This is a genomic window from Pseudomonas sp. NPDC089396 (assembly GCF_044749545.1).
Classification (GTDB): Bacteria; Pseudomonadota; Gammaproteobacteria; order Pseudomonadales; family Pseudomonadaceae; genus Aquipseudomonas.
In genome coordinates this window covers 480,242-497,360 of sequence record NZ_JBIVIC010000001.1, presented here as the reverse complement: position 1 = coordinate 497,360, position 17,119 = coordinate 480,242, and the positions used below count along the sequence as shown (strand labels likewise).

Genomic DNA, 17,119 nt, shown 5'->3' with positions numbered 1-17,119 from the left:
TCAGCCTTCAGAACTGCATCGATCCTGTGGGAGCCGGCTTGCCGGCGATGGGGCCAGCCGGCTCACCACAGGGCCCGGAGTCAAACGTTCTGCCGCTCACCCTTCGGATCGAAGAACACCGAAGAAACGATCTCTGCCTCGATCACGCTGCCATCCGCCTGGGGCGAGAACACGCGCTCGCCCATGCGCTTGAGGCCGCCCTTGACCACGCCCATGGCGAACGAATAGCCCAGGGAGTTGGCCGCGTAGCTGGAGGTGACGTGGCCGACCATGTCCATCGGGATCGGCTGTTTCGGGTCGAACACCAGCTGGGCGCCTTCGGGCAGCCACTGGGTCGGGTCTACCGGTTTCAGGCCGACCAGTTGCTTGCGGTTCTCGCGCACGCAGTCTTCGCGGTTCATGCCACGCAGGCCGATCCACGAGAACGGCTTGTTGCGACCCACGCACCAGCTCATGTTGAGGTCGTCCGGGGTCATCGAGCCGTCGGTGTCCTGGCCGACGATGATGAAGCCCTTCTCGGCACGCAGTACGTGCATGGTCTCGGTGCCATACGGGGTCAGGTTGTACTGCTTGCCTGCCGCGATGACTTTTTCCAGCACGCCCATGGCGTAGTTGGCTTGCACGTTCACTTCGTAGGACAGCTCACCGGTGAACGAGATACGGAACACCCGGGCCGGTACACCAGCCACGGTGCCTTCCTTCCAGGTCATGAACGGGAAGGCGTCCTTGTCCAGGTCGATGTCGTCGGTCAGCTCGCTGAGCAGCTTGCGGCTGTTCGGGCCAGACAGGGTCAAGGTGGCCCAGTGGTCGGTGACCGAGGTGAAGTACACCTTCATTTCCGGCCATTCGGTCTGGTGGTACAGCTCCAGCCACTGCAGCACGCGGGCGGCGCCGCCGGTGGTGGTGGTCATGTAGAAATGGTTGTCGCCGACGCAGGCGGTCACGCCGTCGTCGAAGACCATGCCGTCTTCCTTGCACATCAGGCCGTAGCGGGCCTTGCCCACGTCGAGCTTGGTCCAGGCGTTGCTGTAGATGCGGTTGAGGAACTCGCGGGCATCCGGGCCCTGGATGTCGATCTTGCCCAGGGTCGAGGCGTCGAGCAGGCCCACGCTGTCGCGCACGGCCTTGCATTCACGGGCCACGGCGCTGTGGATGTCTTCACCAGCTTTGGGGAAGTACCACGGGCGCTTCCACTGGCCGACGTCTTCGAACTCGGCGCCGTTCTTCACATGCCAGGCATGCAGGGCGGTGAAGCGCACCGGCTCGAACAGGTGACCACAGTGGCGGCCGGCAACGGCGCCGAAGGTCACCGGGGTGTAGTTCGGGCGGAACATGGTGGTGCCCATTTCCGGAATGGTGATGCCAATCGAACGCGCGGCAATCGCCAGACCGTTGATGTTGCCCAGCTTGCCCTGGTCGGTGCCGAAGCCCAGCGCGGTGTAGCGCTTGACGTGCTCGACCGACTCGAAGCCTTCACGGGTAGCCAGTTCGATGCCGGCGGCGGTCACGTCGTTCTGCTGGTCGACGAACTGCTTCGGCCCCTTGCTGCCCTTGTCGTGCGGCACCTGGAACAGCGCCACGGTGGCCTCTTCCTTGCGTGCGACGGTTTTCGGCAGGGTGCCGGTGCTGGCCTTGAAGCCGGCCTCGGTGGCTGCGCGAACGCCGCCTTCGAAGCCATCGGCGATCACGTCGCCCAGGGCGTACACGCCGTTGATACCGCCCACGCATTCGCGCTTCTGCGGTGCATCACCCGGCACGAAGCCGAGGATGTCGTCACGCCAGACCGGGCGACCGCCCAGGTGCGAGGCCAGGTGAACGATCGGGCTGTAGCCGCCGGAGGTCGCGATCAGGTCGCACTCGAGGGTTTCGCCGGGGCTGGTGACTTTGTGTGCCTGCACATCGATGGCGGCCACGCGGGCGCCGGTGACGTGCTTGCTGCCCTTGGCCTCGACCACGGCGCTGGAGGTGAGGATGCGGATGCCCTTGGCACGGGCTTCCTCGACCAGCGAACCACGCGGGTTGTGGCGAGCGTCGGCAATGGCGACCACTTGCAGGCCAGCGTCATGCCAGTCCAGCGCGGCGCGGTAGGCGTGGTCGTTGTTGGTCGACAGCACCAGCTTGCGGCCCGGTGCCACGCCGTAACGGCGCACGTAGGTGGACACGGCGCCGGCCAGCATGTTGCCCGGCACGTCGTTGTTGCCGTAGACCAGCGGGCGCTCGTGGGCGCCGGCAGCCAGTACCACGCGCTTGGCGCGGACACGGTGCACGCGGTGGCGCACCTGGCCGATCGGTGCGCGGTCGCCGAGGTGGTCGGTCAGGCGCTCGTGGATGGTCAGGAAGTTGTGGTCGTGGTAGCCGTTGACCGTGGCACGTGGCAGCAGGGTCACTTCCGGCAGGCTGGCCAGCTCTTTGACCACGGCGTTCACCCAGTCAGCGGCGGGTTTGCCGTCGAGGGTTTCGCGGCTGTCGAGCAGGCTGCCGCCGAACTCTTCCTGTTCGTCGGCCAGGATCACCCGGGCACCGCTGCGCGCAGCAGCCAGTGCGGCGGCCAGGCCCGCAGGGCCGGCACCGACGATCAGCACGTCGCAGTGCTGGTTCATGTAGTCGTAGCTGTCCGGGTCGTTCTGCAGCGGCGCACGGCCAAGGCCTGCGGCCTTGCGGATGTACTTCTCGTAAGTCATCCAGAACGATTTCGGGTACATGAAGGTTTTGTAGTAGAAGCCCGGCGGCATCATGCTGCCGCCGACCTTGCCAAGGATGCCCATGACGTCGTTGTTGACGTTCGGCCAGCCGTTGGTGCTGGTGGCGACCAGGCCTGCGTACAGGGCCTGCTGGGTAGCGCGCACGTTGGGGATCTGGGTGGATTCGCTGGAGCCGATCTGCAGGATGGCGTTCGGCTCTTCGGTTCCGGCGGCGATGATGCCGCGTGGGCGCGAGTACTTGAAGCTGCGGCCGACGATGTCGACGCCGTTGGCCAGCAGCGCGGCGGCCAGGCTGTCACCGGCATAACCCTGGTAGGTCTTGCCGTTGAAGGTGAAGTTCAGGACCTTGCTGCGGTCGATACGGCCGCCGCTGGCGAGGCGATAGGTCTGGCTCATACTTTTTCCCCTTGGCCTTTGACGGTCGACGGTGCGCTGCTGGGCTTGCCGCCTGCGGTCACTTGCGGCTTCTCGCCAACCTTGTAGGTTTCCAGAATCTCGTAGGTCACGGTGTCGCGGGTGACGTTGAAGTACTGACGGCAGCCGGCAACGTGGTCCCACAATTCATGGTGAATACCGCGCGGGTTGTCGCGGAAGAACATGTAGGTGCCCCACTCCTCGTCGGAGCAGGCGTTGGGGTCCAGCGGGCGGGCGATGTGCGCCTGGCCAGAGGCGTGGAACTCTTCTTCGGAGCGCAGCTCGCCGCAGTGGGGACAGAAAATATGCAACATGACGGTGGCTCCGGTTAGTGGGCGACGGCGGCGGCGCCGTGTTCGTCGATCAGTGCGCCGTTGTAGAAACGGTCCATGGAGAACGGCGCAGCCAGCGGGTGCATCTCGCCCTTGGCAAGGCTGGCGGCGAAGACGTTGCCCGAGCCCGGGGTGGCCTTGAAGCCGCCGGTGCCCCAGCCGCAGTTGAAGAACATGTTCTTGACCGGGGTCTTGGAGATGATCGGGCAGGCGTCCGGCGAGGTGTCGACGATGCCGCCCCACTGACGGTTCATGCGCACGCGCGACAGGTTCGGGAACATCTCGACGATGGCCTGCAGGGTGTGCTCGATCACCGGGTACGAACCGCGCTGGCCGTAGCCGACCCAGCCGTCGATACCGGCGCCGATCACCAGGTCGCCCTTGTCGGACTGGCTGATGTAGCCGTGCACGGCGTTGGACATGATCACGGAGTCGATGATCGGCTTGATCGGCTCGGATACCAGTGCTTGCAGCGGGTGCGATTCCAGCGGCAGGCGGAAGCCGGCCAGCTTGGCCATGTGCCCGGAGTTGCCGGCGGTGACCACGCCGACGCGCTTGGCACCGATGAAGCCTTTGTTGGTTTCCACACCGATGACCGCGCCGTTTTCCTTGCGAAAACCGATCACTTCGGTCTGCTGGATCAGGTCAACGCCCAGGGCGTCGGCGGCACGGGCGTAACCCCAGGCCACGGCGTCGTGACGGGCGACGCCACCCCGGCGCTGAACGGTAGCGCCGAGGATCGGGTAACGGGTGTTCTTCGAGCAGTCCAGGTACGGGATTTCGGCCGCGACCTGGGCGGTGTTGAGCAGCTCGCCATCGACGCCATTGAGGCGGTTGGCGGAGACGCGGCGCTCGGAATCACGGATGTCCTGCAGGGTGTGGCACAGGTTGTAGACGCCGCGCTGGGAGAACATCACGTTGTAGTTGATGTCCTGGGACAGGCCTTCCCACAGTTTCATGGCGTGCTCGTAAAGCTGCGCCGACTCGTCCCACAGGTAGTTGGAACGCACGATGGTGGTATTACGGGCGGTGTTGCCGCCGCCCAGGTAACCCTTCTCGATCACCGCGACGTTGGTGATGCCGTGTTCCTTGGCCAGGTAGTAGGCCGTGGCCAGGCCGTGGCCGCCACCGCCGACGATGACCACGTCGTAGACCTTTTTCGGGGTCGGCGTGCGCCACATGCGCTGCCAGTTTTCGTGGTGGCTGAGGGAGTGCTTGAAAAGGCCGAAGCCCGAGTAACGTTGCATGGTCGTCTGCTCCACTCAGCGGTAAACAGGGAAGTCGGCGCACAGGGCCGAGACGTTCTTCGCCACATCGGCTTCGACGTCGGCGTCACCGAGGTTGTCGAGGATGTCGCAGATCCAGCCGGCCAGGGCTACGCACTGGGCGACCTTGAAGCCGCGGGTGGTGACGGCCGGGGTACCGATGCGCAGGCCCGAGGTGACGAACGGCGACTGCGGGTCGTTCGGCACGGCGTTCTTGTTGACGGTGATGTGCGCGCGGCCCAGGGCGGCGTCGGCATCTTTGCCGGTCAGGCCCTGACGGATCAGGCTGACCAGGAACAGGTGGTTGTCGGTGCCGCCGGATACCACGTCGTAGCCACGGTCGATGAATACCTGGGCCATGGCCTGGGCGTTTTCGATGACTTGTTTCTGATAGCTCTTGAACTCAGGCTCCAGCGCTTCCTTGAAGCACACCGCCTTGGCAGCGATCACGTGCATCAAAGGGCCGCCCTGGGCGCCGGGGAACACGGCAGCGTTGAGCTTCTTCTCGATCTCTTCGTTCGACTTGGCCAGGATCAGGCCGCCACGCGGGCCGCGCAGGGTCTTGTGGGTGGTGGTGGTGACCACGTCGGCGAACGGAATCGGGTTCGGGTACAGGCCGGCGGCGACCAGGCCAGCCACGTGGGCCATGTCGACGAACAGCAGCGCGCCTACCTTGTCGGCGATGGCGCGAAAGCGTGGGAAGTCGAGGGTCTTGGAGTAGGCCGAGAAGCCGGCGACGATCATCTTCGGCTTGTGCTCGACGGCCAGGCGCTCGACTTCGTCGTAGTCGATCAGGCCGGTGTCGGTATTGATGCCGTACTGCACGGCGTTATAGAGCTTGCCCGAGGACGACACCTTGGCGCCGTGGGTCAGGTGGCCGCCGTGGGCCAGGCTCATGCCCAGGATGGTGTCGCCGGCCTGCAGCAGGGCCAGGTACACCGCGCCGTTGGCCGAGGAGCCGGAGTGCGGCTGGACGTTGGCGTAGTCGGCGCCGAACAGCTGCTTGGCGCGCTCGATGGCCAGCGCCTCGACCTTGTCGACGTGCTCGCAGCCGCCGTAGTAGCGCTTGCCTGGGTAGCCTTCGGCGTATTTGTTGGTGAGGCCGCTGCCTTGGGCCTGCATCACGCGCTTGCTGGTGTAGTTCTCCGAGGCGATCAGCTCGATGTGATCTTCCTGGCGTTGTTCTTCGGCATTCATCGCCGCCAGCAGTGCGTCGTCATAACCCTGGATCTGGTCTTGCTTGCTGAACATCTTGTTTCTCCCGGCAGCGATCAGTTCTTGTCTTCAAGGCACTGTGGCCCTTTGTGGCGATGGTATGACTGGCCGGGGTGGGTCAGATGCCTGCGCACGCCTTGCAATGGCGCGTTTACGACATTGGCTCACCGGCTACCCAAATCCTTGTAGGAGCGGCCTTGTGTCGCGAAAGGGTCGCAAAGCGGCCCCAGCCTCCAGCGGCGTCACCTGAACCCTTGGGGCTGCTGCGCAGCCCGTTCGCGACGCAAGGCCGCTCCTACATAGGCAACCGTTTCAGCAATGGTTTAGAGTGCTGTTCTGCGTCGTTCAAAGGACAGTGCCATGACAGACAAGAGCCAACAATTCGCCAGCGACAACTACTCCGGCATCTGCCCCGAAGCCTGGGCCGCCATGGCCAAGGCCAACCAGGGCCACGACCGCGCCTACGGCGACGACCAGTGGACCGAGCGTGCGTCGGAATACTTCCGCAAGCTGTTCGAAACCGACTGCGAAGTGTTCTTCGCCTTCAACGGCACCGCCGCCAACTCACTGGCCCTGGCCTCGCTGTGCCAGAGCTACCACAGCGTGATCTGCTCCGAGACCGCCCACGTCGAAACCGACGAGTGCGGCGCGCCGGAGTTCTTCTCCAACGGTTCCAAGCTGCTGACCGCGCCCAGCGTGAACGGCAAGCTGACACCCGAGTCGATTCGCGAAGTGGCGCTCAAGCGCCAGGACATCCACTACCCCAAGCCGCGCGTGGTGACCATCACCCAGGCCACCGAAGTGGGCACCGTGTACCGCCCCGACGAGCTCAAGGCCATCAGCGCCACCTGCAAGGAGCTGGGCCTGAACCTGCATATGGATGGCGCACGCTTCAGCAATGCCTGCTCGTTCCTCGGCTGCAGCCCGGCCGAGCTGACCTGGAAGGCCGGCATCGACGTGCTGTGCTTTGGCGGCACCAAGAACGGCATGGCGGTCGGTGAGGCGATCCTGTTCTTCAATCGCGAGCTGGCCGAGGACTTCGACTACCGCTGCAAGCAGGCCGGGCAATTGGCCTCGAAGATGCGTTTCCTGTCTGCGCCGTGGGTGGGGCTGCTGGAAGAAGGTGCCTGGTTGCGCCATGGCGCGCACGCCAACCATTGCGCGCAGTTGCTGGCGTCGTTGGTGAGTGATTTGCCGGGGGTGGAGCTGATGTTCCCGGTGGAGGCCAACGGGGTGTTTCTGCAGATGCCGGAACAGGCGATCGAAGCACTGCGCGGCAGGGGCTGGCGGTTCTATACCTTCATTGGTAGCGGTGGGGCGCGGTTCATGTGCTCGTGGGATACCGAAGAAGCGCGGGTGCGTGAGCTGGCGGCGGACATCCGCGCCATCATCGGCGCCTGACAGATCGCTATCGCCGGCAAGCCGTCTCCCACAGGTACAGCGCCAGCCTCGAAGGCAGCGCAATTACCTGTGGGAGCCGGCTTGCCGGCGATAGGACCACCACCGATCTAAAGCCTGAACCCTCCCATCTGCCGCGCCAGATCATCAGCCAACCCACGCAATGCCCGGCACTCCTCCCGACACCCCTGCACCTCCGCCGCCGTCTCCCGCGCCAAATCCGAAATCCCCTGCACCGTCCGATTGATCTCCTCGGTCACCGCCGACTGCTCTTCAGTCGCCGTCGCCACCTGGTGGTTCATGTCGCTGATGTGCTCCACCTGATCCGTAATCGCCCCCAACGATGTCCCGGTACGCTGGCTGAACGCCACTCCACTGCCGGTCGCCTGCTGCCCCGCCTGCATCGAGGTCACCGCCGAACCCGCCCCTTGCTTGAGCCGCTGGATCATCTGCTGCACCTCATCGGTGGACAGCTGCGTGCGCCGGGCCAGGGTGCGGACCTCATCGGCCACCACCGCGAAACCTCGCCCCATCTCCCCTGCCCGCGCGGCCTCGATGGCGGCATTCAGCGCCAGCAGGTTGGTCTGCTCGGAAATACTGCGGATCACCGCCAACACTTCATCAATGGAAGCGACTTCATCGGCCAGCTGGCTCACCGCATCAGCCGCCTTGCCGATATCTCCCGACATGCCTTCGATCCCCTGAATCGACCGCCGCACCACGTCACGCGCCTGCAGGGCTTCGTCACGTGCCGATTGCGAAGCCTGTGCGGCATCGCCGGCATTGCGCGCAATTTCCTGCACGGTCAGGCCCATTTCATGCACGGCCGTGGCGACCATCTCGGTCATTTCCTGCTGCCGACCGGAGCGCTCGGCGGTGTTGTCCACCACCTGAGTCACCTGCTCGACCGCACGGTGCAGGCGCTCGGTGGTGCGCAGCACGTCGCCGATCAGCCCACGCTGGCTGTCGAGAAAACGGTTGAAGCCTCGGGCCAGGTCGCCCAGTTCGTCCTGACGAGCATCATCCAGGCGATGGCTGAGATCGCCCGCGCCGCTGCCAATCTCTACCAGGGCCGCGGTGACTCGGCGAATCGGCTTCACCAACCCGCGCGCCAGCACGACCACCAGCAACAGTGAGAGCAGCGCGACCCCACCGCCAATCAGGGTGGTCAGCCATAGGGCCTGGTTCATCTGTGCGTAGATCTGCGCCTCGGGCACCTCGGCGACCAAGGTCCAGTTCAGGTCGCGCAAGGGCAGGCTCAGGGCCAGGTAATCTTCGCCATCGCGCTGGAAGCGGCTACTGCGCAGGCCGTGGTCGCCACTGAGCAGCGCCTTGGCGGCGTTGGCGTCGAGCTGTTCGACCAGTTGGCGCTTGCCGCTGAAGGTCGGGTCGGGATGCACCTGGATCAGCCCGTCGTTTCGCACCAGGTACACCTTGCCGCGCTCGCCGAAGCTGAAGTCATGGATCAGCTTCGACAGCTCGCTCATGCGCAGGCCCATGCCCGCCACGCCCACCAGCTTGCCGTCTTTTTCCACGCGGTAATCGATGAACAGCGCCAGCTCACCGGTGGAGCCGTCGATGTCGATGTTGACCAGGCGCTGGGCACCACTGTCGATATAGCCGTAGAACCAGCTGTCCTTGGGGTTGTCGCGGCTGAGGGTGCGATCGAGGCCTTTTTCGTTGTAGTAGTGGCCGCTGTCGGTGGCGGCGAACATCGTGGTGAAGGCCTGGTTGCGCGCCCTGGCGGCCTCCAGGTACTCGATGAAAGGGGCCCGCTGGGCAGGGTCTTCACCCGCCGCCAACCAGTCGCGCAGCAGGGTATTACCGGCAATGTCGGCTGCGGCTACCAACGGTTGACCGAGCATGCGCTCGATATCGTTGCGGATGGCCTCGACGCTGGCCGGGAGCGCTGTGTCGAGCAGATAACGTTCGGTCAGGCGGTTGAGCGCCACCGTGAAAATCACCACCACCACCAGGATGCTCGCCAGCAGGGCGGCGCCCATGCTCGCGATCAACTGCCACTGGATGCTTTTACGCCAGATACGCATGCCCCGCTCCCCGTAATTATTGTTTTACGGGAAGTGTATACACTTGAGTATCCAGTTATTCCAGTGACTTGGGACAACCAGAAACAACTGTGGGAGCGGGCTTGCCCGCGAATGCATGGGTGAATTCACCATCGCATTCGCGGGCAAGCCCGCTCCCACAAGGGTTCGCAGGGTACGTCCTATTGTTCGGCGATGGTCCGAACGATAGCGTCCACCGTGGCGTCGATCTGCGCCTGGGTCCGCTCAAGCGTCTGCTGGTGTTCCTTTTGCAGTTCGACCTGCTTGGAACACAAGTTGAGCGCGGCCAGTACCAGCAGCTTGTCGCCGATCAGGCTCGGGTACTGACGCTTGGTCTCGGCCAGGGCGGTGTTGAGCATCCGCACCGCCTGCGCCAGGGTTTCTTCCTGGCCTTCGGGCGCCTTGATCGAATAGTCGCTGCCGAGGATCGATACGACATTGATCGGCTGCGCTTGCAGTCTCATGCGCCGACGACACCCGCACTGGCGCGGTCAACCAGCGCCTGGATGCGCGCAGCGGTAGCGCCGTTCTTCTCTTCCTGCTCCATCAGCGACAGCTGCAGGGTTTCGTTCTCTTCCTTGGCCTGGGCCAGTTCCTGGCCGAGGGCGGCGTTCTGCTCGGTGAGTTGAGCGTTTTTCTGCATCAGGTCGCTGACCAGTTGCTCGATTTGATTCAGGGATGCTTCAAGCATGGGGATATCTCGGGTTGTTGCAAAGGGCGCACACGATAAAGAAAAGTGTCAGCCATCGCCATTAAATATCGGATTCATAAGGCTTCTGCCTGCCAGATTGACAGGGTAAGTGGCACCTTGTTCCGACTTGGATCAACCGCCGGTCAGGTAAATCGATAGCTGGCTCACAATTTTTCCCGCGCGCGCTCAAGACTGCCCGGTCACGACCGATAGACCAGTACGTCTTATTTTGTCGCACGGATTTCTTCGCCCCATGTCTCTACGCAACATGAATATCGCCCCGCGTGCGCTGCTCGGGTTCGCCCTGATCAGCCTGCTGATGCTCGGCCTCGGCATTTTCTCGCTCATGCAGATGGGCAACATCCGACAGGCCGGTGTGGCCATCGAGAACGTCAGCGTCCCCAGTATCAAGACCCTGGACGAACTGACCGCGCTGAACCTGCGCCTGCGCACCCTCTCCTACCGCCTGCTGCTCAACCGCGAGCCGGACGTGCAGCGCGACACCCTCAGCCTGCTGGACCAGCGCAACGCCCAGATCGACCGCGCCCGCCAGGCCTACCTGCCGATGATCGGTGCCGCCGACGAGCAAGCAGCCTTCGACCAGTACACTCAGTTGCTCAACCAGTACCGCCAGCTGGAAGCCCGCATGCGCAGCCTGAACCAGGCTGGCCGCACCGACGAACTGCGTGACCTGCTCAACCGCGACCTGCTGGCCAACTCCGAGCAGATCAACAAGGTCATGGACACCCTGGTGCAGATCAACACCGCCCAGACCCGCCAGACCAACGAAACCGCCGCCAGCCAGTACGCTGCGACGTTTGCCTTGGTGATCGGCTTGCTGATTGCCGCCACCGTGCTGACCTTCCTCTGCGCCTTCCTGCTCACCCGCAGCATCGTCAAGCCGATCGAAGAAGCGCTCAAGGCCGCCGAACAGGTCGCCGACGGTGACCTGACCCACCTCATCCGTGCCGAAGGCACCGACGAAGCCGCCCGCCTGCTGCGCGCCATGGCCCGCATGCAAGACAAGCTGCGCGACACCCTGCAGTTGATCGCCGGCTCCGCCACCCAGCTGGCCTCGGCCGCCGAAGAGCTCAATTGCGTCACCGACGTGAGCGCCCGTGGCCTGCAGCAGCAGAACAACGAAATCGAGCAGGCCGCCACTGCGGTCACCGAAATGACCAGCGCCGTGGAAGAAGTGGCGCGCAATGCCGTGAGCACTTCCGAAGCCTCTGGCGAAGCCAGCCGTTCGGCCGGCGATGGCCGCGACCTGGTGATGGAAACCGTGGGCGCCATCGAGCGCATGAGTGGCGACGTGCAAGCCACCGCGCAGTTGATCACGCACCTGGCCGAGCAGTCGCGCGATATCGGCAAAGTACTCGATGTGATTCGTGGCCTGGCCGACCAGACCAACCTGCTGGCGCTCAATGCCGCCATCGAAGCCGCGCGTGCCGGTGAGGCGGGGCGCGGGTTTGCCGTGGTTGCGGATGAAGTGCGCGCGTTGGCCCATCGCACCCAGCAGTCGACCAGCGAAATCGAGCGGATGATCAGCAGCATCCAGGGCGGGACCGAACAAGCCGTGGAGTCGATGCGCACCAGCACCGAACGGGCCGACTCGACCTTGAACATCGCCCGCGGCGCGGGGTTGGCGCTGGACAGCATTGCCGGGGCGGTGGCGCAGATCAACGAGCGCAACCTGGTGATTGCCAGTGCGGCGGAGGAGCAGGCTCAGGTGGCGCGGGAAGTGGACCGCAACCTGGTGAACATCAATGACCTGTCGGTGCAGAGCGCGACTGGGGCGCATCAGACCAGTGCGGCGAGTGCGGAGCTGTCGCGGTTGGCTGTGGACCTCAATGGCCTGGTGGCCCGTTTCCGCACCTGATGATGCTGGGGCCGCTTTGCGGCCCATTCGCGACACAAGGCCGCTCCTACAAAGATCACGCGGTCACCTGTAGGAGCGGCCTTGTGTCGCGAAAGGGCTGCAAAGCAGCCCCATGCCTTCGCAGATCAATAATCGATCCGCACATCCCCCTTGGGCACCGAGCAGCAAGACAGGATGTACCCCTCGGCCTCATCTTCTTCAGTAATCCCGCCGTTGTGCTCCATCTCCACCTCGCCCCCCAGCTTGAGCACCTTGCACGTACCGCAAATGCCCATGCCGCAAGCTTTCGGAATCATCAGCCCGACCTTCGCCGCCGCCGCATGCACGGTCTCGCCCGGGGCGATGCGGATGCTCTTCTCGCTGCCAATGAACTCCACAAGGTTCAGGTCCGACGCAGCCACTTCCGGTGCGTCAGCAGCCTGCTCGGCATGCTCCACAGCGTCGGCCTTGGCTTCCGCCGGCGTCGCGCCGAACGACTCCTCGTGGTAGTTCTTCATGTCGAAACCGACCGCTTCGAGCATGCGCTTGACCGCCGTCATGTACGGCGTCGGGCCGCAGCAGAACACCGTGCGCTCCATGTAGTCGGGCGCAATCAGCTCCATCAGCCGCTGGTTCAGGTAGCCGCGATACCCCGCCCAAGGCTCGCCCAGGCCGTGCTTCTCGCAAATGATGTGCAAGCTGAAGTTGGGGATGCGCGAGGCCATCTGCTCCAACTCGCGGTGGTAGATGATGTCCTTCGGCGAACGGGCGCTGTGCACGAATACCATGTCGACATTGGCATTGGTGTCGTAGAACCAGCGCGCCATGGACATCACCGGGGTGATACCGACGCCACCCGAGAGGTACAGCACCTTGCCCGCCGGGAAGTCGATGGCGTTGAACAGACCCACCGGGCCATGCACCGGCAGCTCGGCGCCTTCGTGCATGGTGTCGTGGAGGAAGTTCGACACCAGCCCGCCGGGCACGCGCTTGACGGTGATCGAGAAGCTGTAGGGCACCGACGGCGAACTGGAGATGGTGTACGAGCGCATCACCGGCTTGCCTTCGATCTCCAGCTCCAGGGTGACGAACTGTCCTGGCTTGAAGAAGAACATGATCGGCTGGTCGGCCATGAAGCAGAAGGTGCGAACGTCCCAGGTCTCCTGGATGACCTTGACGCAGCGCACGATGTGGCGGCCGTTGGCCCAGGTCTGGGTAGTGACCGGATTGAGGAAGGTATCGGACATGTTCTTCTCCAGCGGCCGACAATTGGCCTTTTTATGGCTGGGATAATGCGCAAGCTGAACGCGACGTACATTCCTGCCTGCGACATCGGCGTGCTTATCGCGACCAGCCCCGTGCTACAAGGGCTGGCGCGTCGTAATTCAAATCGGCCATGTCGCCCATGGATACGGTTCGCGCCGCCTTCGGACGCACACTCCTCGGCAAATAAACACGCTGTTTCTCGAAGACAGCCTTGCGGCACCACAACAACGATTAGCCACCTTTTGCCGGCCGTACACGGCCCCGAGGAATACACGATGGACGTCACCGCAACCCTGAGCCTGGGCGATCCACTGGAACCTGCACGCAAGGCCACCGCCGAGATGCTGCAGACCCGCGAGCGCACCTACTCGCTGCCCCAGCCGTTCTACACCGACGAGCGTCTGTTTCAGATCGACATGCAGGAGATCTTCCAAAAGGAATGGCTGATCGCCGGCATGACCTGCGAGATCCCGGCAAAAGGCAACTACATCACCCTGCAGATCGGCAAGAACCCGATCCTCGTGGTGCGCGGTGCCGAAGGTAAGGTGCATGCCTTCCACAACGTCTGTCGCCACCGCGGCTCGCGCCTGTGCGTCAGTGAGAAAGGCAAGGTGGCCAAGCTGGTGTGCCATTACCACCAGTGGACCTACGAGCTGGACGGCCGCCTGTTGTTCGCCGGCACCGAGATGGGCGCCGACTTCGACATGAAGGCGTACGGCCTGAAGCCGGTGAACGTGAAAGTAGCCGGTGGCTACATTTTCATCAGCCTGGCGGAAAACCCGCCCGCCATCGACGAGTTCCTGGCCACCCTGGAACACTACATGGAACCGTACGACATGGAGAACACCAAGGTGGCGGTGCAAACCACCTTGATGGAAAAGGCCAACTGGAAGCTGGTACTGGAAAACAACCGCGAGTGCTACCACTGCAGCGGTTCGCACCCTGAGCTGCTGCAAACCCTGCTGGAGTGGGACGACACCAACGATCCGCGCGCCAGCCAGGAATTCAAGGACCACGTGGCCGCCTCGGCCGCCGCCTGGGAAGCCGAGAAGATCCCGTACCTGCACAAGAGCCACGGCCTGCGCAACCGCATCGTGCGCATGCCGCTGCTCAAGGGCACGGTATCGATGACCATGGACGGCAAGCAGGCCTGCCAGAAGCTGATGGGCCGCATCCAGAACCCGGACCTGGGCTCGATGCGCATCCTGCACCTGCCGCACTCGTGGAACCACTGCATGGGCGATCACATGATCGTCTTCACCGTGTGGCCAATCAGCGCCCAGGAAACCATGGTCACCACCAAGTGGCTGGTGCACAAGGATGCCGTCGAAGGCGTCGACTACGACCCGGAGCGCATGCGCAAGGTGTGGGATGCGACCAACGACCAGGACCGTCGCCTGGCTGAAGAGAACCAACGCGGGATCAACTCCACGGCGTACCAGCCGGGACCGTACTCGAAGACTTATGAGTTTGGTGTGGTGAACTTCATCGACTGGTATAGCGAGCGTGTGCTGGCCAACCTGGGGGCGGAGCCGGCGTCGTATTTGAAGGAAGTGCAGGCTCAGTAATCAAGACGTCGTCTGACACGGGTTTCCGTGTCAGACGGAGTATCTGCGGGAAACGGAGTTTTCCCGGGTGACGGAGTTCCTGCGGCGTATGTCTGGCATTGGGATAGAGGTCGGTCCTGGATTACCCGATCGTTGCCAAGCTCGGTACGCTTCCCCCGCTGTATAGGCGAGCCTGCCTGCATATTGCTGTGCTTGCCTACCCACGTAGCTCAGCGCCTCACCTGCCATCCTCAGGCCGGTCACTTCCACGAACGTACCGAATACGACGCTGCTCGCCGGTACGCCGGCCGACCCCATCAACTGCCAGGTCTCTTTCATGGCGTTGAAGTTGCCCATAAGGCCACCAACGATGTTCCCTCCAGCGTTACCTACACCTAACCCGTTACCAACGGTCAACGCGCCAACAGCCCATCCGCTCGAAGCGCCCTCTAGCAGATTGCCCGCAACACCGGTTACCGAGGTTCCCAAGAACGCCACGTTGCTGATGCGATTCGAAAGAGGCGTGGGCGTATAGGGTGACTCTGAATTAAATTGATTCTGCAAGCGTGATACCTCATTTCTTGCGGTTCTGGCGATCGCCCCTAAGCCGGTAACCGTACCTGAAAGAGCTCCCAGCAAGCGCTGCCAGAATTGCGCCCCCGGATCGATCCTATTGACCGGATCCCCGCCGCAGTATGCGTACGTATTCACTCCCCCTCGATCAAAAGGACTGAGGCTATCAGGACTCATGAATCGCATCAGGGTCGGGCTATAGAAGCGATGGCCGTTGCCTAAGGGATAATTGCCCGTGAGCGGATCACGACGCTGACCACAAAACTCTAGCGACGGTACTGGGGTAGCTTGCATGAACCCATAGGGTGAATAAGCCTGCAGACCCGGCAACACGGAACGCTGTAGATCAGTCGTCAGCAAGTAAGTAGCCATAGGTTATCCACAGCACGTGACTCGTGTGCATACCGTAGCGCTGACTGGCCGGACTGCCTACTGACAAAAATATCAGGCTAACCTTTGATCATTATTTGATCAGATCCGGCAAGGCACCATGTCTGTTGACCTGTAGCGGACTCCGTACACCTTATCCACAGAGACACCAACAGAGATTGTGAGCAACTGATTACAGCTCAGTCTTCAGGCTGTGGGTAACCCACCCAACGGCCTGATTTCCATAGATCAAGAGGATGGAAAGAAGGATTGAGCGTTTTTTGATCGAATTGGTGCAAGCCCTGATATTCGTGGCTTACAGCAGCTACCGAACATATTATCCACAGAGGCGCTAACAGCGATTGTGGGAAACTTTAACCCGTCTGGGCCGGAGGACTGGGCAAGCACGTGCGAGGGGACTGGTCATTTTTCGCTCAAAAGCTTGCAGGCCTTGGCAGACGGCGGCTGTAGCGATGGATGAACACTTTATCCACACCTTGGCGAACAGATTCGGTGGGCAAAGTTTGTCTGCACCGGCCTCATCGCCGGCAAGCCGGCTGCCACAAGTAAGATATTCACAATACTTGAGACTTGTGCAGGACCCTGTGGGAGCCGGCTTGCCGGCGATGAGGCCGCGACAGATTCAACGCAACACCCCCTCCTCCACCAGCAGCTTGAGAATCGCCTCGGCGCCCTCCTGTGGAGAAACATCCTTCAATACCTTGCCCCCCCCGCCACTGGCCTTGGCCGTCGCCGCCTTCATCCGGTCGGCACCGCTCTTGGCCTTGATCACCTTGAGCCGCTTGGGCCGTGGCCGCGCGGGCTGCAGCTCGGCTTCGGCCAGCAGATCATCCTCGACGATCGCCACATTGCGCGCCGCCAGCACACCCCGGCGCGCCGGCCCAAACGCACTCTGACGCGGCTTGGGCGCCGCGTTATCCACAGTCGCCAGGAACGGCAGCCGCACCTTCAGCCGCCGCCGTTGCCCACGGGGCAGCGCCTGCAGGACCTGGGCGCAGCCGTTTTCGATCGACTCCACTTCGGCCAGCCCCACCACCAGCGGCCAGCCAAGCTTCTCGGCCAGCAGGAACGGCAGCATGCCCGAACCTTCACCGGTTTCGGCCTGGCTACCGGTCAGGACCAACTGGGCACCGGCATCGCGCAAGTAGTCACCCAGCACAGCCAGTACATCCGCGCCAGCCGGCTGCTCCAGCACGTCGAGATGATCCAGACCCATGCCCAGGTAAGCCCGCAGCGCCTCTTCCCGCGGGTCGCCGGCATGCACCACCTGCAAGTTATCCCCAGCCAGCTGCAAGCCCAGCTCCACCGCACGCGCATCCTGCTCGGCGCGGCGGGCGCGGCCGGAACTGGGGTGGGCACTGATGGAAACCAGGCTGATGACTTTCGTACTCATGCTCATGCC

13 protein-coding genes and 2 pseudogenes are annotated in these 17,119 nt (G+C 63.2%); 4 read left to right on the top strand and 11 right to left on the bottom strand.

What is annotated here, in order from left to right; translation table 11 throughout:
* Window positions 1-80: 80 nt before the first annotated feature.
* The 4 genes from ACIPZB_RS02370 to ACIPZB_RS02355 are packed head-to-tail and all read right to left on the bottom strand — an operon-like array spanning window position 81 to window position 5,964.
* The gene (locus ACIPZB_RS02370; protein WP_400638843.1) at window positions 81-3,098 is read right to left on the bottom strand and encodes a sarcosine oxidase subunit alpha; all 3,018 of its coding nucleotides are present in this window, start codon (window positions 3,096-3,098) and stop codon (window positions 81-83) included.
* A complete protein-coding gene (locus ACIPZB_RS02365; RefSeq protein WP_400638842.1) occupies window positions 3,095-3,430 on the bottom strand; it encodes a sarcosine oxidase subunit delta in 336 nt (111 codons plus the stop codon). Before ACIPZB_RS02365 ends, ACIPZB_RS02370 begins: the two co-directional genes overlap by 4 nt.
* 14 nt (window positions 3,431-3,444) lie before the next feature.
* Complete coding sequence (locus tag ACIPZB_RS02360) at window positions 3,445-4,695, bottom strand: sarcosine oxidase subunit beta family protein (RefSeq protein ID WP_008089646.1); 1,251 nt, start codon at window positions 4,693-4,695, stop codon at window positions 3,445-3,447.
* 15 nt (window positions 4,696-4,710) lie between these two features.
* Window positions 4,711-5,964, bottom strand: a complete 1,254-nt coding sequence (locus ACIPZB_RS02355; protein WP_008089648.1) for a serine hydroxymethyltransferase — start codon at window positions 5,962-5,964, stop codon at window positions 4,711-4,713.
* A gap of 324 nt (window positions 5,965-6,288) precedes the next feature.
* Between ACIPZB_RS02355 and ACIPZB_RS02350 the strand changes: the two genes are divergently transcribed.
* Window positions 6,289-7,329: a low specificity L-threonine aldolase gene (locus ACIPZB_RS02350; protein ID WP_400638841.1), complete on the top strand. Its 1,041-nt coding sequence runs from the start codon at window positions 6,289-6,291 to the stop codon at window positions 7,327-7,329.
* A gap of 107 nt (window positions 7,330-7,436) precedes the next feature.
* Here the strand turns inward: ACIPZB_RS02350 and ACIPZB_RS02345 are convergent, their stop codons facing one another.
* The 4 genes and pseudogenes from ACIPZB_RS02345 to ACIPZB_RS02330 form a co-directional block, all read right to left on the bottom strand.
* Window positions 7,437-8,165, bottom strand: coding sequence for a methyl-accepting chemotaxis protein (locus ACIPZB_RS02345; RefSeq protein ID WP_400638949.1), 729 nt, complete (start codon window positions 8,163-8,165; stop codon window positions 7,437-7,439).
* Between the two features lie 135 nt (window positions 8,166-8,300).
* Window positions 8,301-9,329: pseudogene (locus ACIPZB_RS02340) on the bottom strand (cache domain-containing protein); the annotation flags it as partial.
* 224 nt (window positions 9,330-9,553) lie between these two features.
* Window positions 9,554-9,856: a cell division protein ZapA gene (locus ACIPZB_RS02335; protein WP_008089653.1), complete on the bottom strand. Its 303-nt coding sequence runs from the start codon at window positions 9,854-9,856 to the stop codon at window positions 9,554-9,556.
* Window positions 9,853-10,083, bottom strand: coding sequence for a hypothetical protein (locus tag ACIPZB_RS02330; RefSeq protein WP_400638840.1), 231 nt, complete (start codon window positions 10,081-10,083; stop codon window positions 9,853-9,855). Before ACIPZB_RS02330 ends, ACIPZB_RS02335 begins: the two co-directional genes overlap by 4 nt.
* Window positions 10,084-10,336: 253 nt before the next feature.
* On the opposite strand from ACIPZB_RS02330, the pseudogene ACIPZB_RS02325 reads away from it, so the two are divergent.
* Window positions 10,337-10,831, top strand: a pseudogene (locus ACIPZB_RS02325) (MCP four helix bundle domain-containing protein); the annotation flags it as partial.
* A gap of 75 nt (window positions 10,832-10,906) precedes the next feature.
* A complete protein-coding gene (locus ACIPZB_RS02320) occupies window positions 10,907-11,962 on the top strand; it encodes a methyl-accepting chemotaxis protein (protein ID WP_400638948.1) in 1,056 nt (351 codons plus the stop codon).
* A gap of 125 nt (window positions 11,963-12,087) precedes the next feature.
* On the opposite strand, the gene gbcB is transcribed toward ACIPZB_RS02320, so the two are convergent.
* Window positions 12,088-13,188 carry a glycine-betaine demethylase subunit GbcB gene (gene gbcB / locus ACIPZB_RS02315; RefSeq protein ID WP_400638839.1) on the bottom strand — a complete coding sequence of 367 codons (1,101 nt, stop codon included), beginning with the start codon at window positions 13,186-13,188 and terminating at the stop codon, window positions 12,088-12,090.
* A gap of 294 nt (window positions 13,189-13,482) precedes the next feature.
* Between gbcB and gbcA the strand changes: the two genes are divergently transcribed.
* The gene (gbcA, locus tag ACIPZB_RS02310; protein WP_400638838.1) at window positions 13,483-14,775 is read left to right on the top strand and encodes a glycine-betaine demethylase subunit GbcA; all 1,293 of its coding nucleotides are present in this window, start codon (window positions 13,483-13,485) and stop codon (window positions 14,773-14,775) included.
* Window positions 14,776-14,805: 30 nt separating this feature from the next.
* Here the strand turns inward: gbcA and ACIPZB_RS02305 are convergent, their stop codons facing one another.
* On the bottom strand, window positions 14,806-15,699 hold the full coding sequence (locus tag ACIPZB_RS02305) for an RHS repeat-associated core domain-containing protein (RefSeq protein WP_400638837.1): 894 nt from the start codon (window positions 15,697-15,699) through the stop codon (window positions 14,806-14,808).
* Between the two features lie 640 nt (window positions 15,700-16,339).
* Window positions 16,340-17,110, bottom strand: coding sequence for an electron transfer flavoprotein subunit beta (locus ACIPZB_RS02300; protein ID WP_400638836.1), 771 nt, complete (start codon window positions 17,108-17,110; stop codon window positions 16,340-16,342).
* Window positions 17,111-17,119 lie beyond the last annotated feature (9 nt).